This window comes from Streptomyces sp. NBC_00086, assembly GCF_026343255.1.
Classification (GTDB): domain Bacteria; phylum Actinomycetota; class Actinomycetes; order Streptomycetales; family Streptomycetaceae; genus Streptomyces.
Genome location: NZ_JAPELZ010000001.1, coordinates 4,630,283 through 4,653,835, shown reverse-complemented (window position 1 = coordinate 4,653,835; position 23,553 = coordinate 4,630,283). Strand labels below are relative to the sequence as shown.

The following is a 23,553-nucleotide window of genomic DNA, read 5'->3' as shown; positions in this document are numbered from 1 at the left end:
TGTCACTCCTGGTGCGGTGCGCGCCCCCGAGGGGGCCGCGACGGGGCCCCCGGACGGCTCAGCCCCAGCTCAGGCGGCGCCCGAGCCGGGTCAGCCGCCCGTACGGGTTCCCGTGCCCTTGGCGGCGTCCAGGGCGTACACGCAGCGGTCCTTGCTGCACGCGTAGACCACGCCCGCCTCGGCCACCGGGGCTCCGGTGATCTCCCCGCCGGTGGCCAGTTTCCAGCGGAGCTGGCCGCCCGCCGCGTCGAGGGTGTACAGGCAGTGGTCGGCCGAACCGAAGTGGACGCGGCCGTCCGCGACCGCCGGGGAACCGGTGATCTCGCCGCCCGCCGCGAACCGCCACTTCGGGGTGCCGGTGACCGCGTCGAGCGTGTACACGGCGCTGCCCGCGGCCAGGTGGACGTTGCCCGCGGCGACCAGGACCGGGTCGGCGGACTGCCGGGGCTCGGTGGCGATGCGCCAGCGGTCCTTGCCGTTGGCGGCGTCCAGGGCGTAGACGGTGCCCAGGTAGTCCGCGAGGTAGACCCCGCCGCCCGTGACGGCCGCGCCGGGGGCGAAGGCCGGGGGTGCGAGGAACACGGCGGGGGCCTCGAAGTGCCAGCGGACCCGGCCCGAGGCCCGGTCGATGGAGATCACCCGGGTGCCGGCGGCGACGTAGACGTTGCCGTCGGGGGCGGGGGTGACCCGTACGGGCACGTTCCCGCAGGAGGCCGCGTCGCCGATCGGGTACGACCAGGACTCGCGGCCGGAGCGGGCGTCCAGGGCGCGCAGCCGGGCGTCCTGCCACACGTAGACCGTGCCGTCGTGCAGCACGGGGGCCGCCTCGACGGTCTCGAACTCGCTCTGCGCCCCGGTCAGCTCCCACAGCTTGTGCCCGCTGGACGACTCCCAGGCCTGTACGCCGCCTCCGCGCGTGGCGGTGACGACGGTGCCCCGGTCGGCGCGCAGGGCGTACACCCAGGCATCGGTGGACAGCCGCCAGCGCTCGGAGCCGTCGCCGGCGTCCAGGGCGTAGAGGGAGGGGCCGTCGGAGGCGTGGATGCGCCCGTCGGAGACGGCCATGGACCAGGCGACGTCGCGGGTCTTGAACTGGCGGCGGCCGCTGGCCACGTCCAGGGCGTGCACCTCGAAGGAGGTGACGTAGAGCAGGTCGCCCGCGACGGTCGGGGTGCCCCAGACCTCGTTCGACATCCGGAACCGCCAGGGCCGCCAGCGGCCGCTGTCGGGGGCCGGGCCCGGGTTCGGTACGAGGACCGAGGGCGCGGGGCCCGCCACCGGGGTACCGGCGGGCGGCCGGATCCAGCCGGTCGCCGAGTCCGCGGCGGCCGCGTGGGCGGCCGGCGCCGAGGCGGAGGCCTGCGGGCCCGGCCCGATCGGCACCGGGGATCCACCGAGCCGCACGGGCTCGCCGGAGGGCGCCATCGGGGGACGCTCGGGCCGCTGCGGGACGGCCTGGCCGGTCCGCGGGTCGGTCCAGGGGTCGGCTCCGCCGCGCTGGCGGCGGTGCGTGGCGGGACCGGACGGGGGACCGGACGCGGGGCCGACGCTCTCGATGGGCGCGGAGATGCCTGCCCGGGGAATCGCCGGCTTCGGCACGGCTGCCGCCGCGGCGGCAGCAGCGGCCGCGGCGTTGCGGTGGCCGGCCCGCCGGGCCTCGATCATCGCGACGGCCCGCTCGGGCAGCCACGCCGAGGCGGTACCGCTCTCGTCGCCGCCCTCGAAGAGGTGCGGGGCGAGCTGCGCCTGCAGGTCGGCCGGGGTCGGCCGCTGCGTGGCGTCCATCTGCATGCAGGATTCGATCAGCGGGCGGAGCTCGTCGGGGAGCCCCTCCAGGTTGGGGCCCTCGCGCAGCAGCATGAAGACCGTCTCCACCGGGTTCGCCCCGTGGTACGGCGGGTGACCGGTGGCGGCGAAGACCAGCGTGGAGCCGAGCGAGAACACGTCGCTGGCGCCCTTGACGCTGCGCGAGTCCTTCGCCTGCTCCGGCGACATGTACGCGGGGGTGCCGACGGCGACGTTCGTCATGGTCAGGCGGGTATTGGAGACCCCGCTGGCGATGCCGAAGTCGATCACGCGCGGGCCGTCCTCGACGACGAGCACGTTGGAGGGCTTCAGGTCGCGGTGGACCAGGCCCGCCCCGTGGATCGACTGGAGCGCCTCGGCGATGCCGGCGGCGAGCCACCGTACGGCCTGGGCGGGCATGGGCCCGCACTCGTGGACGATCTCCTCCAGGGAGGGCGCCGGTACGTACGCGGTGGCCAGCCACGGCACGGCCGCGCGCGGGTCGGCGTCGACGACGGCCGCGGTGTAGAAGCCGGACACGGCCCGGGCCGCCTCCACCTCACGGGTGAAGCGGACGCGGAACAGCTGGTCCTCGGCGAGTTCGGTGCGCACCGTCTTGATCGCCACCCGGCGTCCGGACGCCGACCGCGCGAGATAGACCAGCCCCATGCCGCCGGCGCCGAGCCGTCCCAGCACCTCGAAGGGGCCGATCCGTCTCGGGTCGTGCTGCGTCAGCTGCTCCACCACTCGCCTCCACACCCATCCCCGTACGGGGTCCCTCGCGGTCCCCGCTCTTCCAGCCATCGCCGGTGGCGTCGCCGTCATCGCCGTCACGTCACCGGATGCGCGCGAGCCGCCGCGGGTCCCTGCCCCGTGCAGCGTCTCACCCCCGGGGGCCGCCCGGGTCGCGCACCCCCGATTCTGTCAGGCCCGCGCCTGGTCCGGCCCCGGCACGGCGGGTGGTCGCGTACGGGCTGCCGGGATCGGTGTACAACCCGGGGGCGGTGTCGTGGGTCTAGCTCCCGTCCAACTCGTCAAAACCCGGGGGATACATGCATCAGCGCTTGACATCAGCAGTCGTGATCGCCGCAGCGGCACTCGGAGGGCTGGCCGTGCCGGGGGTCGCGCACGCCGCCGACGACGGCTGCTACCAGGGGATGTACACCACCCGCGAGGGCGCCATCGTCATCAAGAACGTCTACACCCGACCCGATGTCACCGTCCACGTGCGGGACAAGAAGACGGGGCTGCGCGTCGCGGCCGTCGACAAGTTCAAGGACCTGCCCTGGGAAGAGTCGGACGACATGTTCGCGACGGACGTGATCTCGGACCCCCTCAAGCTGCCCGAGCTCGGGATCTACACCCTCGAAGTCGACACGGCAGCCGGCACCACCGTTTGCGGGGACCTCGACTACCGGCTCCGCTCGGAAATGACCAAGCCCACCGCGGGCAAGGTGTCCCTCGACAACCTGAAGACCACCGTCTCCGCGGACCTCACCGGCTTCGACCCGCGGACCCAGACGAGTTCCCCCCTCGCGAACGCCAAGGTCAGCCTGGCCGGTGAGGGCGTCTCGCAGGAGGCGACCACGGACGCCCAGGGCCACCTGGCGGCCCCGTACACCTATCGGGGGACGGAGGCGTTTACCAACGTGCGCCTCGGTGTGGCGCAGACCCCGCAGATGGACGCCGTGGAGACCTGGCTCACCGTGGGCACGGTCCGCCAGAAGGCCGAGATCGTCCTCGACCCCGAATCCCGGAAGATCAGGGCACTTTACGGATCGACGGCCAAGATCACGGGCCAGGCCGTATGGATCGCCGCCGACGGCACGCGCAAGCCCGTCCCCGAGAGCACGCGCCTCTCGGCCGATCTGACCGGTGTGCCCTTGACGAAGGCGGACGGCAGGTTCGAGCGGCAGGTACGGATCACCAGCACTGGCACGAGCACCTCGTGGGAGGGCTGGAGGGCCACGCCGTGGCTGGAGGCCGCGGAGGGCCGGACGCAGGTCGAGCTCGTCTCCAGCACGCTCATCAGGACGTTCAGGGCCACCATGGACTCCGCACGGCAGGTGACGCTCACCGGGGACCTGCACCTCAGGCCCGTGGTCGAGAACAAGTCCGCCAACGTCGAGGTGCAGTACTCGGCCGACGGCAAGACGAACTGGACGACGCGCAAGACGTTCACTGCGAAGTTCGATACCGGCTCGATGAAGCAGACGGTGCCGGGCGAGGCCGACGGCTACTGGCGGATGCGGTACGCCGGCGAATCCTTGATCCAGGGCTACGTGACCCCGGCGGTCCGGCTGACCCGGAAGGTGACGGCGTTCAAGACGTTCGATGCCGCCCCGGAGCCGGTCCGCAAGGGCCAGACCTTCGCCATCAAGGGCACCCTGCAGCACGGGACCCCGGCGGTGGCGTACGGCGCCCAGACGGTCCTGTTCTACTTCCAGCCCGCCGGCACCCGGGGCTTCCTCTACCAGGGCAGCGCCAAGACCGCCGCGGACGGCACCTTCGTCCGCAAGTTCACCGCCGACCGCACCGGCACCTGGATCGCCCGCTACCGCGACGCCGACGGCAAGCACTTCAACGCCGAGAGCCGCCGGGACGACCTCCAGGTGAACCCGTAACCCTCAACCCGTACGGACGCCCCCGCAGGCAAGGCCGCGACCGGCTCAGCCTGCGGGAAAAGGCATACAACCCATCGGGGGTGTCACGGGTCTAACAGCCGTTCAGCTCGTCAAAATCCGGGGGAATCCGTGCGTCACCGTTTGACCTCAGCCGTCGTCGTCGCCACTGCGCTGCTCGGGGGCCTGGCCGTGCCGGGGTCGGTGCATGCCGCGTTCGCCGCAACGGCTTCCTGCCCGCCGGAGATGTACGCCAAGCAGGACGGGTCCCTCGTCGTCCACAGCGCGCAGGACGGGACGGGCGTGCCCGACGGCCTCGTCGTCCACCTGCGGGACAAGGAGACGGGGCTGCGCGTCGCGACCGTGGACACGTTCCGCAGGGTGACCGACCCGGACGGCGTCCTCCCCGACTTCCGTCTGGTCTCGGAGCCGCTCAAGCTGGCCGAGCTCGGGATCTACACCCTCGAAGTCGGCTCCGAAGCCGAACCCGTCGAATGCGGGGACTTCGACTACCGGCTGCGTTCGGTGGTCACCAAGGTCGTCGCGGCGGACGGGGTGTCCCTCGACAACCTCAAGACCACCGTGACGGCGGACGTCACCACCCTCGACCCGCGGACCGGAGCGAGCACCCCGCTGCGGAACGCCAAGGTCCGCCTCTCCGCCGAGCGCACCTCGCAGGAGGCGACCACGGACGCCCGGGGCCACCTGTCGGCTCCGTTCACCTTCCGGGGCACGGAGGACCACACCGAAGTGCGCGTCGACACCCTGGACACCCCTGACATCGCCGCCGGGGGGAGCGCCGAAACCGCACGCGCGGTCCCCCAGAAGGCCGAGATCGTCCTCGACCCCGAGTCCCGGAAGATCAAGGCCCGCTACGGATCGACGGCCAAGATCACGGGCCAGGCCGTCAGGATCGCCGCGGACGGCACCCGCAAGCCCGTCCCCGAGGGCACGCAGATGCTCGCGGACCTCACCGGTGAGCCCGTCACGGGGGCGGACGGCCGGTTCGAGCGGCAGCTGCTGATGTCCCGTAGCGGCCCGGTGAAGACCACGTGGGCGGGCGGCAAGTCCCCGTGGCTCCAGTACGTGATCGCCACCACGGAGGCCAAGGTCGTCGAGGTCAGCTACTTCACGGAGGTCAAGGCCACGGTCGGCCCCGCCGGCGTGCGGTTCACCGGGGGCCTCGCCCACAAGCCCCTCAGCCAGGCCCCCACCCTCGTCGAGGTGCAGTACTCGGCCGACGGCAAGACGGACTGGGCGACGCGCACCGTGTTCACCGTGGACTTCGCCTCCGCCCGCTTCGACCAGGCGCTGCCCGGCGGGGCGGACGGCTACTGGCGGCTCCGGTACGCCGCCGCGCCGCGCATGCAGGGCTCCGTCACCGAGCCGGTCCGGCTGACCCGGACGGCGACGGAGATCACGAAGTTCAACGCGGCGCCGGAGCCGGTGCAGAAGGGCCAGGCCTTCTTCATCAAGGGCAGCCTCCGGCACGAGACCCCGGCGAAGGCCTACGCCGGCCAGAAGGTCCTGTTCTACTTCCAGCCCGCCGGCAGCCAGACCTACGTCTACAAGGGCCACTCGAAGACCGCCGAGGACGGCAGCTTCGTCCACAAGTTCACCGCCGACGCCACCGGCACCTGGATCGCCCGCTACCGCGACGCCGACGGCAAGCACTTCAACGCCGAAAGCCGCCGGGACGAGCTCACCGTGAACCCGTAGACCGTAGCCCGTACGAGGGCGCGCGGTTCTAAGCCGTGCCGCCCGTCCTCGTCCGCGGTTCCGACAGCAGGCCGAAGACCGCCCCCTGGTTGTCCGCGACCACCGCGATGCGGCCGTACGGGGTGTCGAAGGGGTCGGCGGTGACCCGGCCGCCGAGGCGCTGCACCATCGCCACGGACTGGTCGCAGTCCGGGACGGCGAAGTACGCGAGGAAGTGCGCGGGCATGATCTCCGGGAAGGCATCGGTGATCAGGCTGCGCCCCAGGACGGCGGTCTCCGAGCCGGCCGCCTTGCCGGGCGGGGACCAGACGCGGTACTCGATGCCCGAGTCCTCGTCGTTCTGGTCCTCGGGGACGTAGCCGAAGACCTTGGCGTAGAAGACGTCCACGGCGTCGCGGGCGCGGGTGTACACCTCGGACCAGCAGTACGTGTAGGGCTCGTTCTGGGCGTCGAAGCCGTGGTGGGTGCCGGGCTGCCACAGGCCGAAGACGGCCCCGCCGGGGTCGGCGGCCATCGCGGCGGTCCCGTAGGGGCCCACCGGCATCGGGTCCATGACCATCTGGCCGCCGGCGGCGCGGATGCGCTGGGCGCAGGCGTACGCGTCGGTGGTGTAGAGGTAGATCCCCCAGACGGTCGGCATCCGGCCGTCGGGTTTGGGGGCGAGGGCGGCGACGTTGCGGCCGCGGCTGTAGGCCTGGGTGTAGTGGCCGTACTCGGCTCCCGCGCTGTCGGCGAAGGTCCATCCGAAGAGCTCACCGTAGAAGCGCTTGCCGGCTTCCACGTCCGGCAGGGAGGCGTCGACCCAGCAGGGTGAGCCTTCCGCGAATGCTGCCATGAGCCCGGTTCCTTCCGTTGTGCGGGGGTGTGCAAGGGTGTGCACCCTCCGCGCACGTTCTGCCCCGCTCGCCCAGCCATGTCCTCCGGATCATGATGTGCCCGAAAACTTGTCCACAGCCTGTTGATAAGACTATTCGGGGGATAGGGCCCGAACCCGGATGGCGCGCCCGGGGCGTCCGCCCGGCCGGAATCCGTCGCGGTGACGGGTCGGGACGGGCGTACGCCCAGGCCAGGCGTCCCGTAACCCCATTTGCAGGCGGCCGAATCGCGCGCCGATCACCCCTCGGTAAGCTGACGGCATGACAGGACAAGTACGCACCGTCGACGGTCGCGTTGCCGGCCGGCGCGGTCAGGCGACGAGGCAGAAGCTGCTCGACTGCCTCAGCGAGATGCTCAGCTCCTCGCCGTACCGCGACGTCAAAGTGATCGACGTCGCCCGCAAGGCCGGTACCTCCCCCGCGACCTTCTACCAGTACTTCCCGGACGTCGAAGGCGCCGTCCTGGAGATCGCGGAGCGCATGGCCAACGAGGGTGCGCAACTGACCTCGCTGGTCGAGGGACGCGCGTGGGTCGGCAAGGCGGGATGGGCGGCGGCCGAGGAACTCGTCGATGGCTTCCTGGAGTTCTGGCGGCGCAACGACGCGATCCTGCGGGTCGTCGACCTCGGCGCGGCCGAGGGCGACAAGCGGTTCTACAAGATCCGCATGAAGATCCTCAACTCCGTCACCAACTCCCTCACGGAGTCGATGAAGGAGCTCCAGGCCAAGGGCAAGGTCGACAAGGACGTGAGCCCGGCCGCGATGGCCGGTTCGCTGGTCGCCATGCTCGCGGCGGTCGCCTCGCACCAGAAGGGGTTCCAGACCTGGGGCGTCAAGCAGGCGGAACTGAAGCCGAACCTGGCCCTCCTGGTCCACCTGGGCATCACGGGCAAGAAGCCCACGAAGTAAGCGGCGGACCCCCACCGGGTCCGCCGCCGCCTTCACCCCTTACGGGACCTCCGCCCTTGCGGGAACCCACGCCCCGACGGGACCTCCGCCGTGATCAGCGACGCTCCAGGCGGAACAACCGGATCTCGCGCTCGATGCGCGCCTGGTACGCCGCGTACGGCGGCCAGAACTTCAGCACCGCCTGCCACGCCGCCGCGCGTTCCTCACCCGCCAGCAGGCGGGCGCGTACGGCGATGTCCTGACCCTTCCAACTCACTTTCGCGTCAGGGTTCTTGAGCAGGTTCCCGGTCCATGCCGGGTGTCCGGGGCGGCCGAAGTTCGAGCCGATCAGCACCCAGCTCGCCCCGTCCTGCTCCGGCATGCACGCGAGCGGGGTGGTGCGCGGTTCGCCGGTCTTGGCTCCCTTGGCGGTGAGGATCACGCCGGGGAGCATCTGGGCGCTGAGGATGACCTTTCCGCGGGTCAGCTTGTGCACCGCCTTGTCCATGGCGGGGATGAAGTGCGGTGCGATCTTGGCGAACAGCATGGTCGAGGAGACCTTCTGCATCAGCTTGACTCCGGGCGCCATCAGACGGCCACCTTCTCGTTCCGTGGGGCGGGGGCGGGGGCTTGTACGGGCGCGGGCGCGAGCGGTGCGAACAGCCCGGCGGCTTCCGCGGCATGGGCGCGCAGCCGGTGGACGGGGCCGAAGAGCAGTTCGTCGGCGGCCGCCCGCTTGAAGTAGAGGTGCGCGTCGTGCTCCCAGGTGAAGCCGATGCCGCCGTGCAGCTGGATGGCCTCGCCGGCGGTGATGCGCAGCGCCTCCAGGGCCTGGGCCAGGGCGAGTCCGCCCTGCTGCGGGTCCCAGGCGGCGTAGTAGGCGGCCGAGCGGGCCGCCTGGACCTGTACATAAAGGTCGGCGAGGCGGTGTTTGACCGCCTGGAACGAGCCGATGGCCCGGCCGAACTGCTCGCGCTGCTGTACGTACTCCACGGTGCGGGCGAGCGCCTGCCCGGCCGCGCCGACCGCCTCGGCGGCCAGGACGGCGGCGGCGCCGCGCCCGGTGGCGGCGAGGGCCCCGGCCACGTCGGCGTCCTCTGCGCCCAGCAATTCGGCTTCGACGTCGCGGAGTTGGATCTGCCCCTGCGGGCGGGTCTCGTCCAGGGTGGTCTGCCGCGCCCGTACGAGGCCGGGCGCGTCCTCCCGTACGAGGAACAGCAGGGTGCGGCTGCGGGCGAACCCTCCCGCGTGCGCCGCGACCAACAGCAGCGAGGCGCTGTGCCCGTCGAGCACCTGGGCGACCTCCCCGTACAGCCGCCAGCCGCCGTCCACGGCGCGGGCCTGCACCCCGCCGGCGCGGCCGCCGCCGGCCCATTCGCCCGGGGCATTGGTGCCGGTCAGCGCCAGGGCGGTGGCCAGGGCGGGGCCGGGTACGGCGAGCGCGGCGGTGAGCCCGCCCGCCGCGAGCGGCGGGAGCAGGGTGGAGCGCTGGGCGCCGGTCCCCAGGGCGGTGAGCAGCGGCACGGCGAGCACGGCGGTGGCCAGCAGCGGTGACGGCAGCAGCACCCGCCCGGTCTCCTCGCAGGCCAGGGCCAGGTCGGCGGGGGCGCAGCCGACGCCTCCGTACTCCTCGGCCACGGCGATGCCCGGCAGTCCGAGCTGCCGGGCGAGCTGCTGCCACAGCTCGCGGTCGTGTCCGGCGGCGGTGCGGACGGCGGCCTTGACCTCGTCCGGGCCGCAGCGTTTGCCCAGGATCTCGCGCAGGGTACGCCGTATCTCGTCCTGCTCCGCGGTGAAGGCGGCATCCATCGTCGGGCTCCTCCCCGTATCTGACGGGCCGTCATGTTAGGGCGGGCGGCGCCATAAGCACAGGGGGCGGACCACCCCGAAGCCGATCGCCGGGGCGGGAGGGGGCGGCGGCCCGCCGGACGGCCGGGGGTCGAGCCTCCCGCCGGACGGCCGGAGGGAGGACTCCCCCGCAGGACGGACAGCCAAGAGGGCCGGGCGCTCCGCCGAGCCGCCGGGGATGGATGCCCCGCCGGACAACCGGAGGGCGGGCGCCCGCGCCCCGCGCCTCAGAAGTGGGTGGCGACCCCGAAGGCCTGCCGGAGGTGGGCCATGTCCTGCCGGTCACGGCCCGTGGGCTCGTAGCCCTGGTGGAAGGAGACCTGCTGCTCGACGGACAGGCACGGGACCGCGGTCCCCCCGATCCCGCCGGTCACGAAGCACGAGGCGGGGTAACGAAAAGGACGCCCGGGCTCCGGCGAGGCCTGGACCGCCGAGCCGTCGCCCGCGAAGACCAGCGGATGGAGGTCGACTTCCCGGCCGTCGGCATGCGCGACGACGAACCGCACGGGGCGCCGGTCCAGGCGCTCCGAGAAGCCCGCCTCCGCGAGGGCCGCCACCACGGCGGGCTCCTGCTCCTGCCGGTGCATCAGGTCCAGATCGCGGTGGTCCCGGGTCCGGCGCCCGAGGAGCGCGTCGATCCCCCACCCTCCACCGACCCACACGTCCGCCCCCGCCCGGCGCAGCAGCGCCAGTACGGACAGCACATCCGCGGCCTCCATCACGCGGCGCAGCATAGGAGGATTCACGCCCCGACCCAACCCACCCGGACCCCCTAGCATCTGACGATGCGTCAGTTGTACCGTCAGGTCATGCCTGGACCTCTCTCCGCCACCGCATCCGCATCCGCCACAGCCGGCCCTCAGGCCCGGCCCCGCCGGGTCGCCGTCGTCGGCGTCGCCCTCTCGGACTGCGGCCGGGTGGACGGCCCCACCCCGTACGCCCTGCACGCGCAGGCCGCCCGCCGGGCCCTGGCCGACTCCGGCCTGGACCGCTCGGTGATCGACGGCTTCGCCTCGGCCGGCCTCGGCATCCTGGCGCCCGTGGAGGTCGCCGAGTACCTGGGCCTGCGCCCCACCTGGGTCGACTCCACCTCGGTCGGCGGCTCCACCTGGGAGGTGATGGCCGCCCACGCGGCCGACGCCATCGCGGCCGGCCACGCCAACGCGGTCCTCCTCGTCTACGGATCCACCGCGCGCGCCGACATCAAGGCCCGCCGCCGCACCTCGAACCTCTCCTTCGGCGCCCGCGGACCCCTGCAGTTCGAGGTCCCGTACGGGCACACGCTGGTCTCCAAGTACGCGATGGCCGCGCGCCGCCACATGCACGAGTACGGCACGACGCTGGAGCAGCTCGCCGAGGTGGCGGTGCAGGCGCGGGCCAACGCCGCCACCAACCCGGACGCGATGTTCCGCGACCCCATCACGGTCGACGACGTGCTGTCCTCCGGGATGATCGCGGACCCCTTCACGAAGCTGAACTGCTGCATCCGCTCCGACGGCGGCTGCGCGGTCCTGCTGGCCGCGGAGGACTACGTACCGGACACGGCCAAGGAGCCCGTGTGGATCCTCGGGTCCGGCACCGCCGTCTCGCACACCACGATGTCGGAGTGGGAGGACTTCACCGTCTCCCCCGCGGCCGTCTCGGGCCGCCAGGCCTTCGCCCGCGCGGGACTCACCCCGGCCGATGTGGACCTGGCCGAAATCTACGACGCCTTCACCTATATGACCCTGGTCACTCTGGAGGACCTCGGCTTCTGCGCGAAGGGCGAGGGCGGCGCATTCGTGGAGAAAGGCCGCCTCCTGCGGGACGGCGATTTCCCGGTCAATACGGACGGCGGCGGACTCTCCGCCTGCCATCCGGGCATGCGCGGGCTGTTCCTGTTGGTCGAGGCGGTACGCCAACTCCGCGGCGAGGCGGGCGAGGGCCAAGTGCGCAAACGTGGCGGAACCCTCCCACAGGTGGCCATCGCCTCGGGCACCGGCGGCTGGTTCTGCTCGTCGGGCACCATCATTCTCGGACGGGACTGATCTCCTTGTCGGTCCGGCTGCGTAAGCTCCCGGAGGGGCCGGGCACCTCGGTGTCCGCGGCCCCTTCGGGGAATCTCCAGCCATCACGGGAACTGACTTGATATCGAACCTGCTGCGGCGTTCTCGCGCCGCTCTCGCCGTCACCGTCGCCACGGGCGCCCTCATCGCGGTCGGCTCGCCCGCCGGGGCCGCCGCCGCACCGACGAACTCGGCTTCCGCGTCGTTCCTCATGGACGGCACCACGGGCGCCACGCTCGCCTACAAGGGCGGCGACACCAAGCGCCAGATGGCCAGCACCACGAAGATCACCACGGCCGTGGTCGTCCTCACCACTCCTGGTCTCGACCTCAACAAGAAGGTCACCATCAAGCAGGAGTACCGGGACTACGTGGTCCGGGAGGGCGCCAGCACGGCCAACCTGAAGGCGGGTGCCACGCCCACGGTCCGCCAGCTCCTCTACGCGATGATGCTGCCCTCGGGCTGCGACGCCGCCTACGCGCTCGCCGACACCTTCGGTTCGGGCGCGACCACCGCGGCCCGCACCAAGGACTTCATCGCGAAGATGAACGCCAAGGCCAAGTCCCTGGGCATGACGAACACCACGTACGACTCCTTCGACGGCATCTCGCCGACGGTCGCCGGCAACGTCACCACCGCGCGCGACCTGGCGAAGATGACCCGCTTCGCGATGCGCAGCAGCACCTTCAAGTCCATCGTGAAGACCACCGCGATCAGCAGCGGCGGAACCGCCACCGTCGCCACGTGGACGAACACCAACGAGCTGCTCCAGGCCAACTCCGGCCACTTCGCTCCGGGGGCGATCGGCGTCAAGACCGGCACCGGCTCCATCGCGGGTCGGTGCATCGTCTTCTCGGCGACGCGCAACGGCAAGACGGTCATCGGTGTCCTGCTGAACGACGACTCGCGCTACCCGGACGCGAACAAGCTCATCGACTGGGCCGTCGGCCCGGCCGCCGGTGCGGCGACGCTCCGCAGCATCCCGCCGCGCCCGGACGTCCTCGACTGATGCAGTAACACCCCGACGCACGCGCGGCCTTGTGCCGCGTCCTGACGTCCACGGGGGCGTTCCGCCCGACCGCACAGGTCGGCCGGGGCGCCCCCGTTCGGCTTTCCTCGTGGTGGGACACGACCGGGTGGTGTTCGATTGAGGAATGACGAGCGACCTGAGCGCCCCGAGCGACTTCCACACCACCTTGCACTCCCTGCGCGTCTGGGACGGGCCGCTGCCCTCCTTCGACACGGCCACCGCTCCGGCCGAGCCGCTCGAACTGTTCCGGGAGTGGTTCACGCACGCCGCCAAGGCGGGGCAGCCCGAGCCGCACACGATGAGCCTGGCGACGGTGGACGCGGACGGACGGCCCGACGTACGGACGCTCATGCTGCACGACGCCGACGAGCGCGGCCTGCACTTCGCCTCGCACTCCACCAGCACGAAGGGCCGCCAGCTGGCCGGGCAGCCGGCGGCGGCGCTGGGCTTCTACTGGCCGGCGGTGGCCCGCCAGATCCGCATCCGGGGCCGGGTCACGGCGTGCGACGCGACGGAAAGCCGCGCCGACCTGGCGGCCCGCACGCGCGGAGCCCTCGCGGCGGCCCTGACGGGCCGGCAGAGCGAGGTCCTGACCTCCCGCGAAGAACTGGCCGCCACCGCGGCGCAGTCCTGGGAGCGGGCGGGCGCGGAGCCGGACGCCCCGGCCCCGACCTGGACCCGGTACGTCCTCTCCCCCACGGAGATCGAGTTCTTCCAGGGAGACGCAGCCCGCCTCCACACCCGCCTCCAGTACACCCGAACCCCCAACACCCCTTGGACCCGCCACCTCTTGTGGCCCTGACCGCCCGGCGGCGAGGTACCTGAGGGCTTCCCATCGCCCGACGGCTGCCCGTCCCAGCCGCCGCACGCCTGAGGGTTTCCCACCGCCCGACAGCTACCCGTCCCGGCCACCGGGCATCCGGGCATTCCCGGCCGTCCGACGCTTGAGGACCGGGGCCCGGGCATACCCAGCCGTCCGGCGCTTGAGGACCGGGGTCCGGGCATTCCCAGCCGTCCGGCGTTTGAGGACCGGGGTCTGGGGCGGAGCCCCAGAGGGGTCCGGGCGCAGCCCGGTACCCCTTCCCAGCCCGTCCGGCGCTTGAGGACCGGGTCAGGGCCGAGCCCTGGGAACGGTCGAAGGGCGGGTAGGGGACTCCCCCCACCCCGCGAGGTCAGCCCGCGCCGGGGGTGAAGACCGCCACCCAAACCCCCTCCGCCGCCTCCCGGAAGGACACCACCAGGTCCATCCCCACCCGCAGCTCCACCCCCTCCGCACCGACGACCTCGGTCATCATCCGCGGCCCCTCCGCGAGGTCCACCACCGCCGCCACATACGGCACCCGCTCCCCGAAGGGCGGCAGGTCGTTGCGGTGGATCACCGACCAGGTGTAGAGCGTGGCCCGCCCGCTCGCCGTCTCCCACGTCACCCTGTCCTCCCCCGCCCAGCAGGCCGGGCAGAACTCCCGCGGGTAGTGGTGCGCCTTCCCGCACTCCCCGCAGCGGCGCAGCAACAGCCGCCCCTCCGCGGCCGCGTCCCAGTAGGGCCGCGTGAAGTCGTCGATCTCCGGCAGGTCGAACCGCGCAGCCGTACCGGCTCCTGTACTCACGACACCACTCCTCCGGGACACACCAAATCTGACGTCCCGTCAGTTCACCGGATCCCGCCCCATCCCACAAGCCCCCACCCACCGCCGCCCACCCGGCCCTCCCCACGGCCCTCCCCACGGCCCCCCACCACGCCCCACGGTCCCCCCACCACCCCCACCGCCCCCACCACGCCCCGTAATCGATCCGCAACCGATTCCCTCCTCGTCCGAGACCCACCACCCCCGTACGTCGATAGGCTCACACCTCATGCCCGGAGCCCCCGCAGCACCCGACCTGTCCACCCAGCCCCGCCCGGTCTACGTGATCGGCGCCGGCCCCGGCGGCCTCGCCGTCGCCGCCGCGCTGCGCGCCCGCGGCATCCGCGCGGTGGTCGTGGAGAAGTCGGAGTCGGTCGGCGCTTCCTGGCGGCGGCACTACGACCGCCTCCACCTGCACACCACGCGCCGCCTCTCCGCCCTCCCGGGCCTGGCCATGCCGCGCCGCTTCGGACGCTGGGTGGCACGCGAGAACGTGGTGCGCTACCTGGAGAAGTACGCCGAGTTCCACGAGCTGGAGATCGCCACCGGCATCGAGGTGACCCGCATCGAGCCCTCCGCGGACTCCCTCCCCGACGCCCCCGGCTGGACCCTGCACGCCACCGGCGGCCGCGTCATGGCGGCCCGGGCGGTGGTGGTCGCGACCGGGTACAACCACACCCCCCTCGTCCCCGACTGGCCCGGCCGGGACACCTACCCGGGCCCCCTCGCCCACGCCGCCGAGTACCGCAACCCCGCCCCCTACGCCGGCCTGGACGTCCTCGTCGTCGGCGTGGGCAACACCGGCGCCGAGATAGCGGTCGACCTCGCCGAAGGCGGCGCCGCCCGGGTCCGCCTCGCGGTGCGCACGGCCCCGCACATCCTGCGCCGCTCCACCGCCGGCTGGCCCTCGCAGCGGACCGGGATCCTGGTCCGGCACCTGCCCGTACGGCTCGTCGACCGGCTCGGCGCGATCGTCGGCAAGGCCTCGGTCCCGGACCTGTCCGCGTACGGTCTCCCGCGCCCCACCACCGGCCTGTACAGCAGGGTCAAGCAGGGGTCGATCCCGCTCCAGGACGTCGGCCTGATCGATGCGGTCCGCACGGGCCGGGTGGAGCCCGTGGCCGCCGTCGAGTCCTTCGACGGAGCCGAGGTGGTCCTCGCGGACGGCTCCCGCATCACCCCGGACGCCGTGATCGCGGCCACCGGATACCGCCGCGCCCTGGAGGGCCTGGTCGGCGCCCTCGACGTACTGGACGACCGCGGCCGCCCCCGTACGCACGGCGCGACCACCCCGCCCGACGCCCCGGCCCTCTACTTCACCGGTTTCACCAACCCCATCAGCGGCAACATCCGCGAACTGGCCCTGGACGCCGAAAAGATCGCCAAGGCCATCGCCCGCACGGCCCGCAAGGCCCGCACCTAGGCCATGTCGTGCGCGCTCCCCAGCACACGGCCGGGGCCCGCAGAAGAGGGCCCCGGCAGGCGAACCTCGCAGCCGACGCGCACTGCCGGCCCCTCGCCCTCTGCCTCACCGTCGGACGGGCCTGCGACGCTCCCGGCTCCACGCACCTGATGGCCCGCCTGCGCGTCCCACGTCGCCGGGGGCGGCCGCGCACCGGGCCTTTCGCAGTCCTGGCCGACAAGTCCTACGCCACATCGCGGGCATCGTCATCCGGTCCGTGAGATGAGGCCATCTCCCTGACGGCCCCCGCACGCCCACCAGGTCGGCCGGAGGGCCACACTGCGTAGGTGCTGATCAGACGAGAAACCCCCGCCGACCTGGCCGCCGTCCGTGCGGTGACCATTGCCTCCTCCCACAAGCCGCACGAGGAGGAACCTGTGGAGGTGATCCTGCGGGAGGCATTGCGAAGGGGTGAAGACTGGATCCCAGCACTCTCGCTGGTGGCCGAGGACGAGGACGGCGCGATCGTCGGCCATGCTCTGTGCACCCGGGGACGAATCGGCACCGCCCGAATCCCCAACCTCAGCCTGCTCGGTGTGCACAGCGACCATCGCCGGCGCGGCTTCGGAACGGCCCTGGTCCACGCCGCTCTCGCCGCGGCGGACGCCCTCGACGCCCCGATGGTCGTCGTCCTCGGCGACCCCGACTTCTACGGCCGGTTCGGCTTCCGCCCGAGCACCGACTTCGGCATCGTCGGCGAGGAACCGGCCTGGGAGCACCTGTTCCAGATCCGCACCCTGGCCACCTACGACCCCTCCGTACAAGGCGAATTCATCTACCCCGAACCCTTCGGCAGCATCTGACGCCGACGCGGCAGCGAAGTGGAATCCGGCCCGGCACGGTGATCAGAACGAGCTGGCCAAGTCCCCACGGTCAGTCGTCGAACCAGACGACCAGCCTGACCGCGTCGTCGCCGTGCAGCTCGGCGAGGGTGCCCATGACGGCCCAGACGGAACCCCACTCCTCGTCGAGCACGGCGTCGCGGCTCGTGAGGCGCTCCACACGGAACATCCGGTCTCCGTCGATCCACTGGGAGCCCTCCGGGAAGTACCTGCCGGGGTGGGTCGCGTTGGCCGGCTGTCCGCAGAGCTCGGCGAACCGCCGAGGAGCGGAATAGTGGCGCTGGTGGATCTGCCATTCGCCTTGCGGATCACGGTGGTACTCATGGATGTAGCAATCCGGCTCGGCTGACTCCTCGTCCCAGTCGACCCGCTTGATCTCTGCCCAGCTGACCCAGCTCGCGCTTCGCCCGCCCGTCGTCTCATGCCCCTCGCGGACACGATCCGATGCGCCGGCAGGCAGTCCACGGACGGGAACCACGGGCACGAACTGCCCGTCGTCGCAGACGCCGAACAGACAGCCGAAGGCGCCGTAGTTCCTCGGCACGTTCAGGTGCTCCAAGGCGATGGTGGCATGCCAGAGCGAATCCGCCTCGTGTTCCCGATAGTTGAGGTGGCACTCGATGAAGCCTCTGATGTCCGTGCTCATGCCGAGATGATCACCGGGCCGGCCCCCACCTCGCCAGGCATGTTCCTCCCCCTCCCCCTCCCCCTCCCCCACACCAGGTCCGTTGTCAGTGGCCGGGTGCAGCATCGACACATCAGGGACCGCCGACGAAACCATGGGGGAACACCATGTCGATCACGAACCAGCAAGTGGCAGCCCGCTCCTTCCTGGAGCCGCTCTACCGGGACGCGTACTACCCGGACCACGTCCTCGACAAGGGCCGGGACATCCTCCTCCGGCTCTGCGCCCGCATCGAGGCCGAGCAGCCCTCGGACCTGGCCGTGCTGTACGTGCTGACGGGGGCGGCGACCGAGGAGTTCAACCTGCTGGAGGCGGAGTTCGAGGCCGCCGGGAGCGAAATCGAGACCGTGGCGCGCGAGGAGATAGCCGAAGACTTCGCGTTCGTGGCCGAGGCGTACGGATTCGCGGACGCGGACATCGAGGAGCTCATCGCCCCCCGGGAGTGGTGAGGAGCTCCGGGCGCCGCGCGGCGAGACGATCGGGGCCGACCGCCCCCGCAGGGCCGCCCCGGCCCCCTGACCTCGGCCGAATACTGGTCTGGACCGGCCCCCGGCGATCTGAGACCGTTCCCTGAAGGGCCCCGGACGTCATGCCGGAAGCCGCCGCGGATCCCCCTGGGGTCCGCCCCGAGGCGCACCCGAAAGCCACGCCGCGGGCGTTCCACACATCACCTCCACCAGCTTTCCTGTGCATCCCTGTTCCTGACGGCACGTCAGTTCAGTAATCTGACTACGCGTCAGTTATTGAGATTCGTCGAGGTTCATCGAGCAGGAGCGGGCGGAACGATGCTTGGATCTACTCACGGCACCCTCACCACCGACTTCCGCGCACGTGTCGAGGCCTGCGGGGAGACCCCCAGGACGGCCGTCCACTCCACAGCGGCTCCGTCCGCCGAGGACACGGTCGCGCTGGACGTCAGCGGTCGGCCCCTGCACGCCGACGCCCCCGACCTGGACCGGTTCTTCCGGCCCGAGTCGGTGGCGGTCATCGGCGCCTCGGACGCCGACGGCAGACCCAACACCGGCATCACCCGCCAGCTCATCGCCTGGGCGGAACGCGTCGGTGCCCGGCTGCACCCCGTGCACCCCACCCGGGCCACGGTCTTCGGGCTGCCGTGCCACGCCTCTGTGGCCGATCTTCCCGAGCAGGTGGACCTGGCCGTCCTCCTCGTGGCCGATCCGCTCCCCGTCGTGGAGCAGCTCGCCGAAGCCAAGGTGAAGTTCGCGGTCGCCTTCGCCTCCGGCTTCGCCGAGACCGGCGACGAGGGCGCCGCCGCACAGGCCCGTCTCGGCGCCGCGGTACGGCGCTCGGGCCTGCGCCTCCTGGGACCCAACACGAACCTCAACGCCTTCGAGAAGTTCCGCGAGGACCTCACCGGCCCGGCCATCGCGCTCATCACCCAGTCCGGCCACCAGGGCCGGCCGGTCTACACCCTCCAGGAGCTGGGCATCCGCCTCTCCCACTGGGCGCCCACCGGCAACGAGGCCGACCTCGAAACCTCCGACTTCATCTCCTACTTCGCCGAGCAGCCCGAGGTCGGGGCCATCGCCTGCTACGTCGAAGGCCTCAAGGACGGCCGGCAGTTCCTCCTCGCCGCCGACCGGGCCGCCCGCAACGGCGTGCCCGTGGTCGCCGTCAAGGTCGGCCGCACCGAGACGGGCGCCCGCATGGCCGCCTCGCACACCGGGAAGCTGACCGGCGCGGACACCGTGGTGGACGCCGCCATGCGGCAGTTCGGCGTCATCCGGGTCGACGGCCTCGACGAACTCCAGGACACCGCGGCCCTCCTGGCCCGCGCCCGCAAGCCCCTCGCCGACGGAGTGGTCGTCTACTCCATCTCCGGCGGCACCGGCGCCCACTTCTCCGACCTGGCGACCGAGGCGGGACTCAGCATCCCCACCCTCTCGCAGGCCAAGCAGGACGAGCTGCACCAGTGGATCCCGGAGTACCTGGGCGTCTCCAACCCCGTGGACAACGGCGGCCACCCGGTCGGCGACTGGCGCGGCCGCAAAATCATCGACGCCATCCTCGCGGACCCCTCGGTAGGCGTCCTGATCTGTCCGATCACGGGCCCCTTCCCTCCCATGAGCGACAAACTGGCGCAGGACCTGGTGGACGCGGCCGAACAGACCGACAAACTCATCTGCGTGATCTGGGGCTCCCCCGTCGGCACGGAGGAGGCCTACCGCACCACGCTCCTCGGCTCCTCCCGCGTGGCGACCTTCCGCACCTTCGGCAACTGCATCACCGCCGTCCGCGCGTACCTCGGCCACCACCGCTTCACCGCCGCCTACCGCTCCCCCTTCGAGGACGCCCCGCGCACCACCTCGCCCTCCTTCCGCAAGGCCCAGGCCCTCATGCGCCCGGGCCAGCAGCTCAGCGAACACGCGGCGAAACAGCTCCTGCGCGCCTACGGGATACGGGTGCCCCGGGAGCAACTGGTCACCAGCGCCGCAGCGGCCGTACGGGCAGCCGGCCTGGTCGGCTACCCCGTCGTCATGAAGGCCTCCGGCCCCCAGCTCGCGCACAAAACCGAACTCGGGCTGGTCAAGATCGGCCTGACCTCGGCGAGCCAGATCCGCGACGCCTACCGTGAACTCACCGACATCGCACGCTACGAAAACGTCCCCCTGGACGGGATCCTCGTCTGCCAGATGGTGGAGCGCGGCGTCGAGATGGTCGTCGGGGTCACCCAGGACGACCTCTTCGGTCCCACGGTGACGGTGGGTCTCGGCGGGGTCCTGGTGGAGGTGCTGCACGACGTGGCCGTCCGGGTACCCCCCTTCGGGGAGGACCAGGCACGGGCCATGCTCGGGGAACTCCGCGGGCACGCGCTGCTGGAGGGCGTACGGGGGGCGCCCCCCGCCGACGTCGACGCGCTGGTGGAGGTCATCCTGCGGGTGCAGCGGATGGCGATGGAACTGGGCGACGAACTCTCGGAGCTGGACATCAACCCCCTGATGGTCCTCCCCCGAGGCCAGGGAGCGGTCGCCCTGGACGCCCTGGCCATCTGCCGCTGACCTCCAGTGGCCGGGGGCCCGTCCGCTGCGCGGGGCAAAGTCCCCGACCCGCCCTTCCACCGTTCCCAGGGCCGGCCCTGCCCCGGTCCTCAAACGCCGGACGGGCTGGAGGGGTCCCGGGCTGCGCCCGGACCCCCTGGGGCTCCGCCCCAGACCCCGCGCCTCAAACGCCGGCAAGGCTGGAATTGCCCGGACCCCGGTCTTCAAACACCGGACGGCTGAAAGTGCCCGGACCCCGGGGTGCAGAGGCCGGACGGCTAAAAAACCCGCCCCCCCCAAAGGGGCTGAGTTCAGCGGCTCGGCCAGGCAGCCGGGGACGGGGACGGGGTGGGGTGTCGTCCGGGACGTAAAACGTGATTTGTTGGCGCGAAAGAAGCCCATCAGGGACGCAGCCCGCACAGGGCGCCATAAATCATGAGTCCCGGACGACACCCCACCCCGTCCCCGGCACCGGCCCCCGCAGCCCACCCCACCCGCCCCAACCTCACCCCAGCCCAGCCCACAAACGGGAGCCCTCATGACCCCCACCCCGGAGGACGAAGTCCTCCACCGCTTCGAGAGCGGCGTCTCCTGGATCACCCTCAACCGCCCGGAGGCCATGAACGCCGTCACCTGGGACCAGCGCGAGCGCGTCATCGGCCTGCTGGCCGAGGCCTCCGCCGATCCCGACGTGCGGGCCGTGGTCATCACCGCCACCGGCAAGGGCTTCTGCGCGGGCGCCGACCTCCGCGGTTCTCCGGCCGCCCCGGCGGAGCGCGTCGTAGGGGACGTGGCCCGCATGATCCGGCTCAGCGCGCAGCGCGTGATCACGGCCGTGCTCGACTGCGAGAAGCCGGTCATCGCCGCCGTGAACGGCACCGCGGCCGGCATCGGCGCACACCTCGCACTCGCCTGCGACCTGGTCATCGCCGCCGAACCGGCCCGCTTCATCGAGGTGTTCGTCCGCCGCGGCCTGGTCCCCGACGGCGGAGGCGCGTACCTGCTCCCCCGCCTCATAGGCCCGCACAAGGCAAAGGAGCTGATGTTCTTCGGGGACGCCGTCCCCGCCGCCGAGGCCGAACGGCTCGGCCTGGTGAACAAGGTGGTGCCCGCCGAGGCACTGGAGGACACCGCCAGGGAGTGGGCGGAGCGCCTGGCGCAGGGCCCCACCCGCGCCCTGGCCCTGACGAAGCAGCTGGTCAACGCCTCCCTGGACAGCGACCGGGCGACGGCGCTCGCCGCCGAGGCCACCGCCCAGGAGCTCAACATGACGACGGCCGACGCGAACGAGGGGGTCGCCAGCTTCGTGGAGCGCCGCACCCCGAAGTACCTCGGCCGGTAACGGCACAGGCACCGGCACCGGGAACTACATCTGCGGATCCGGCGTGAGCAGCGCGAACACCGCTCCCGTCGGGTCCGCCGTCCACGCCATCCGCCCGACCTCCGGAACATCTGCGGCGGGCATCAGCACCGACCCCCCGCCACCCCGGACGGCGGCCACGGTCGCGTCCACGTCGGCGACGTTGAAGTACGGTACCCAGCGCGGAACTTCGTTCGCCCCGGCCCCCTGGCCCGCACCGTCGCCCTGCGGGGCGACCCCGCCGAAGGAGCCGTCCTCCTGGTCCCCGTCGGCGATGCTCAGCACCCGGTAGGTCATCCCGGGCGCCTCCATCTCGGCGGAGCGCCACCCGAAGAGCCCGGCGTAGAACTCGACGGCCGCGACCGGGTCGGGGGCGTGCAGTTCGGCCCAGACCAGGGAGTTCACCTCGGAGGTCCGCCCCAGACCGCCGGTCTTCCCCGGCTGCCAGCACGCGAACTCCGCGCCCTGCGGATCGGTGAACTGCGCCAGCCACCCTTCCCCCATCACGTCCCCGGGCTCCATCCGCACGACCCCGCCGCCCGCCCTGACGGCCGCCGTCGTTTCCTGGATGTCGGGGGTGTTGAAGTGCAGCATCCACGCGGGGCTGGCGCCCTCCTCGGTGAGCGGCCCCAGCGCGGCGACGGTCTTGCCGTCGACCTGGAAGAAGCCGTAGCCGCCCGCCTCCGGGCCGAGGGAGAGGAACTCCCAGCCGAAGACGCCGGTGTAGAACGAAACGGCCCCGTCGGTGTCGGGACTGCCGAGGTCGAGCCAGTTGGGCGATCCCTTGCGGAAATCGGTGCCGAGCATGTGAGTCCTCCTGTGCGTGCGTGCGTGCGCCGCTGCCGCAGCGGCGGCGGCCTGTCTCCGGTCCCCCGCCACGATGCCGAGCCCGTCCGGAGCCCGCGCCCCAGGGGACTGCGCGCGGCGGCCGAATCACCCGTACGGCCGCACCGAGCCCGCACCCGTGTCCGTATCTGTGGGATGTCCGGCCCGATGGCCATGGCGGGACACCACCCGGGCCCCGAAGACTGGAGACGCCCCACAGGGAGCCCAGTACAGGGAGCAGACCATGCAGACCGTGCAGACCACGACGACGACGGCAACGACGACAACGCCCACCAACGCACTCACCCGCACCATCCGGGTACCGGACTCACGGCTGGCGAAGGAGGCGACCGAGCTCGTCCGGGACAGCGTGAGCGAGCTGCTCTACGACCACTCCCGCCGCGTGTACTTCTTCGGCAGCCTCCAGGGCCGCCGCCTCGGCATCGAGGTCGATCCCGAACTGCTCTACGTGGCCGCGATGTTCCACGACCTCGGCCTCACCGAGCCCTTCCACGCCAGCGGCCGCCGCTTCGAGGTAGACGGCGCCGACGAGGCCCGCCGGTTCCTGCGGAGCCACGGGGTCCCCGAGGACGCGGTGCGCCGGGTGTGGACGGCGATCGCCCTGCACACCACCCCGGGCATCCCGGAGCACATGGAACCCGAGGTGGCGCTGGTGACGGCGGGCGTGGAGTACGACGTGCTCGGCATCGGCTACCACGAGCTCGCCGAGGCTGACCGCGCGGCGGTCGTCGCCCTGCACCCGCGCCCACGGTTCAAGGAGCGCATCCTGCGCGCCTTCGCCGACGGCGTGGCACCCAAGCCCGGCACCACCTTCGGCAACATCAAGGCCGACGTGCTCGCGCACCACGTGCCCGGTTTCGAGCGCGGGGACTTCGTACGCGTGGTCCTGGACTCCCCGTGGGCCGAGTAGCGGTGGACCGACG

General features: G+C 72.1%; 20 protein-coding genes and 1 pseudogene. 13 read left to right on the top strand and 8 right to left on the bottom strand.

The window, feature by feature from the left end; all coding sequences use genetic code 11:
- Positions 1–90: 90 nt before the first annotated feature.
- A complete protein-coding gene (locus OG276_RS20925) occupies positions 91–2,529 on the bottom strand; it encodes a PQQ-binding-like beta-propeller repeat protein (RefSeq protein WP_266907682.1) in 2,439 nt (812 codons plus the stop codon).
- Positions 2,530–2,849: 320 nt separating this feature from the next.
- Between OG276_RS20925 and OG276_RS20920 the strand changes: the two genes are divergently transcribed.
- On the top strand, positions 2,850–4,409 hold the full coding sequence (locus OG276_RS20920; protein WP_266907681.1) for a hypothetical protein: 1,560 nt from the start codon (positions 2,850–2,852) through the stop codon (positions 4,407–4,409).
- A 141-nt stretch (positions 4,410–4,550) separates the two neighbouring features.
- On the top strand, positions 4,551–6,125 hold the full coding sequence (locus OG276_RS20915) for a hypothetical protein (RefSeq protein ID WP_266907679.1): 1,575 nt from the start codon (positions 4,551–4,553) through the stop codon (positions 6,123–6,125).
- A gap of 28 nt (positions 6,126–6,153) precedes the next feature.
- Here the strand turns inward: OG276_RS20915 and OG276_RS20910 are convergent, their stop codons facing one another.
- Positions 6,154–6,960 carry a VOC family protein gene (locus OG276_RS20910; protein ID WP_266907677.1) on the bottom strand — a complete coding sequence of 269 codons (807 nt, stop codon included), beginning with the start codon at positions 6,958–6,960 and terminating at the stop codon, positions 6,154–6,156.
- 301 nt (positions 6,961–7,261) lie between these two features.
- Between OG276_RS20910 and OG276_RS20905 the strand changes: the two genes are divergently transcribed.
- Positions 7,262–7,909 (top strand): TetR family transcriptional regulator, encoded by a 648-nt coding sequence (locus OG276_RS20905; protein WP_250742709.1) that lies wholly within the window; start codon positions 7,262–7,264, stop codon positions 7,907–7,909.
- A 94-nt stretch (positions 7,910–8,003) separates the two neighbouring features.
- Here OG276_RS20905 and OG276_RS20900 read toward each other — a convergent pair whose 3' ends face one another.
- From OG276_RS20900 to OG276_RS20890, 3 genes are all read right to left on the bottom strand, one after another.
- Complete coding sequence (locus OG276_RS20900; RefSeq protein WP_266907674.1) at positions 8,004–8,477, bottom strand: nitroreductase family deazaflavin-dependent oxidoreductase; 474 nt, start codon at positions 8,475–8,477, stop codon at positions 8,004–8,006.
- Entirely contained in the window at positions 8,477–9,697 is a 1,221-nt protein-coding gene (locus tag OG276_RS20895) for an acyl-CoA dehydrogenase family protein (protein ID WP_266907672.1), read from the bottom strand. The genes OG276_RS20900 and OG276_RS20895 overlap by 1 nt, the downstream gene beginning before the upstream one ends.
- A 266-nt stretch (positions 9,698–9,963) precedes the next feature.
- Positions 9,964–10,455 (bottom strand): nucleotidyltransferase domain-containing protein, encoded by a 492-nt coding sequence (locus OG276_RS20890; protein WP_266912978.1) that lies wholly within the window; start codon positions 10,453–10,455, stop codon positions 9,964–9,966.
- A 90-nt stretch (positions 10,456–10,545) separates the two neighbouring features.
- On the opposite strand from OG276_RS20890, the gene OG276_RS20885 reads away from it, so the two are divergent.
- The 3 genes from OG276_RS20885 (at position 10,546) to OG276_RS20875 (ending at position 13,613) form a co-directional block, all read left to right on the top strand.
- Positions 10,546–11,763 (top strand): acetyl-CoA acetyltransferase, encoded by a 1,218-nt coding sequence (locus OG276_RS20885; protein WP_266907670.1) that lies wholly within the window; start codon positions 10,546–10,548, stop codon positions 11,761–11,763.
- 100 nt (positions 11,764–11,863) lie between these two features.
- Positions 11,864–12,790 (top strand): D-alanyl-D-alanine carboxypeptidase family protein, encoded by a 927-nt coding sequence (locus OG276_RS20880; RefSeq protein WP_266912976.1) that lies wholly within the window; start codon positions 11,864–11,866, stop codon positions 12,788–12,790.
- A gap of 145 nt (positions 12,791–12,935) precedes the next feature.
- Positions 12,936–13,613 carry a pyridoxal 5'-phosphate synthase gene (locus OG276_RS20875; RefSeq protein ID WP_266907668.1) on the top strand — a complete coding sequence of 226 codons (678 nt, stop codon included), beginning with the start codon at positions 12,936–12,938 and terminating at the stop codon, positions 13,611–13,613.
- 370 nt (positions 13,614–13,983) lie between these two features.
- Here the strand turns inward: OG276_RS20875 and OG276_RS20870 are convergent, their stop codons facing one another.
- Complete coding sequence (locus OG276_RS20870; protein WP_266907666.1) at positions 13,984–14,418, bottom strand: Zn-ribbon domain-containing OB-fold protein; 435 nt, start codon at positions 14,416–14,418, stop codon at positions 13,984–13,986.
- 247 nt (positions 14,419–14,665) lie between these two features.
- On the opposite strand from OG276_RS20870, the gene OG276_RS20865 reads away from it, so the two are divergent.
- From OG276_RS20865 to OG276_RS20855, 3 genes and pseudogenes are all read left to right on the top strand, one after another.
- On the top strand, positions 14,666–15,859 hold the full coding sequence (locus tag OG276_RS20865; RefSeq protein ID WP_266907664.1) for an NAD(P)/FAD-dependent oxidoreductase: 1,194 nt from the start codon (positions 14,666–14,668) through the stop codon (positions 15,857–15,859).
- A gap of 56 nt (positions 15,860–15,915) precedes the next feature.
- Positions 15,916–16,101 (top strand): annotated as a pseudogene (locus OG276_RS20860) (IS5/IS1182 family transposase); the annotation flags it as partial.
- An 84-nt stretch (positions 16,102–16,185) separates the two neighbouring features.
- Positions 16,186–16,701 (top strand): GNAT family N-acetyltransferase, encoded by a 516-nt coding sequence (locus tag OG276_RS20855; protein ID WP_266907662.1) that lies wholly within the window; start codon positions 16,186–16,188, stop codon positions 16,699–16,701.
- A gap of 70 nt (positions 16,702–16,771) precedes the next feature.
- Here OG276_RS20855 and OG276_RS20850 read toward each other — a convergent pair whose 3' ends face one another.
- Complete coding sequence (locus OG276_RS20850) at positions 16,772–17,386, bottom strand: hypothetical protein (protein WP_266907660.1); 615 nt, start codon at positions 17,384–17,386, stop codon at positions 16,772–16,774.
- A 146-nt stretch (positions 17,387–17,532) separates the two neighbouring features.
- Between OG276_RS20850 and OG276_RS20845 the strand changes: the two genes are divergently transcribed.
- From OG276_RS20845 to OG276_RS20835, 3 genes are all read left to right on the top strand, one after another.
- Complete coding sequence (locus tag OG276_RS20845; RefSeq protein WP_266907658.1) at positions 17,533–17,874, top strand: DUF5713 family protein; 342 nt, start codon at positions 17,533–17,535, stop codon at positions 17,872–17,874.
- Positions 17,875–18,210: 336 nt separating this feature from the next.
- Positions 18,211–20,445: an acetate--CoA ligase family protein gene (locus tag OG276_RS20840; protein ID WP_266907656.1), complete on the top strand. Its 2,235-nt coding sequence runs from the start codon at positions 18,211–18,213 to the stop codon at positions 20,443–20,445.
- A gap of 517 nt (positions 20,446–20,962) precedes the next feature.
- Positions 20,963–21,766, top strand: coding sequence for an enoyl-CoA hydratase/isomerase family protein (locus OG276_RS20835; RefSeq protein ID WP_266907654.1), 804 nt, complete (start codon positions 20,963–20,965; stop codon positions 21,764–21,766).
- Positions 21,767–21,790: 24 nt separating this feature from the next.
- Here OG276_RS20835 and OG276_RS20830 read toward each other — a convergent pair whose 3' ends face one another.
- Positions 21,791–22,591, bottom strand: a complete 801-nt coding sequence (locus OG276_RS20830) for a VOC family protein (protein WP_266907652.1) — start codon at positions 22,589–22,591, stop codon at positions 21,791–21,793.
- A gap of 262 nt (positions 22,592–22,853) precedes the next feature.
- On the opposite strand from OG276_RS20830, the gene OG276_RS20825 reads away from it, so the two are divergent.
- Positions 22,854–23,540, top strand: a complete 687-nt coding sequence (locus OG276_RS20825) for an HD domain-containing protein (protein ID WP_266907650.1) — start codon at positions 22,854–22,856, stop codon at positions 23,538–23,540.
- Positions 23,541–23,553 lie beyond the last annotated feature (13 nt).

Bases quoted from the DNA above. Each gene is read 5' to 3' on its own strand.
- OG276_RS20825 (WP_266907650.1), top strand. From the start codon at position 22,854: ATGCAGACCGTGCAGACCACGACGACGACGGCAACGACGACAACGCCC.
- OG276_RS20900 (WP_266907674.1), bottom strand. From the start codon at position 8,477: ATGGCGCCCGGAGTCAAGCTGATGCAGAAGGTCTCCTCGACCATGCTG.
- OG276_RS20865 (WP_266907664.1), top strand. From the start codon at position 14,666: ATGCCCGGAGCCCCCGCAGCACCCGACCTGTCCACCCAGCCCCGCCCG.
- OG276_RS20830 (WP_266907652.1), bottom strand. From the start codon at position 22,591: ATGCTCGGCACCGATTTCCGCAAGGGATCGCCCAACTGGCTCGACCTC.
- OG276_RS20905 (WP_250742709.1), top strand. From the start codon at position 7,262: ATGACAGGACAAGTACGCACCGTCGACGGTCGCGTTGCCGGCCGGCGC.
- OG276_RS20840 (WP_266907656.1), top strand. From the start codon at position 18,211: ATGCTTGGATCTACTCACGGCACCCTCACCACCGACTTCCGCGCACGT.
- OG276_RS20835 (WP_266907654.1), top strand. From the start codon at position 20,963: ATGACCCCCACCCCGGAGGACGAAGTCCTCCACCGCTTCGAGAGCGGC.
- OG276_RS20875 (WP_266907668.1), top strand. From the start codon at position 12,936: ATGACGAGCGACCTGAGCGCCCCGAGCGACTTCCACACCACCTTGCAC.
- OG276_RS20845 (WP_266907658.1), top strand. From the start codon at position 17,533: ATGTCGATCACGAACCAGCAAGTGGCAGCCCGCTCCTTCCTGGAGCCG.
- OG276_RS20850 (WP_266907660.1), bottom strand. From the start codon at position 17,386: ATGAGCACGGACATCAGAGGCTTCATCGAGTGCCACCTCAACTATCGG.
- OG276_RS20890 (WP_266912978.1), bottom strand. From the start codon at position 10,455: ATGGAGGCCGCGGATGTGCTGTCCGTACTGGCGCTGCTGCGCCGGGCG.
- OG276_RS20885 (WP_266907670.1), top strand. From the start codon at position 10,546: ATGCCTGGACCTCTCTCCGCCACCGCATCCGCATCCGCCACAGCCGGC.
- OG276_RS20895 (WP_266907672.1), bottom strand. From the start codon at position 9,697: ATGGATGCCGCCTTCACCGCGGAGCAGGACGAGATACGGCGTACCCTG.
- OG276_RS20910 (WP_266907677.1), bottom strand. From the start codon at position 6,960: ATGGCAGCATTCGCGGAAGGCTCACCCTGCTGGGTCGACGCCTCCCTG.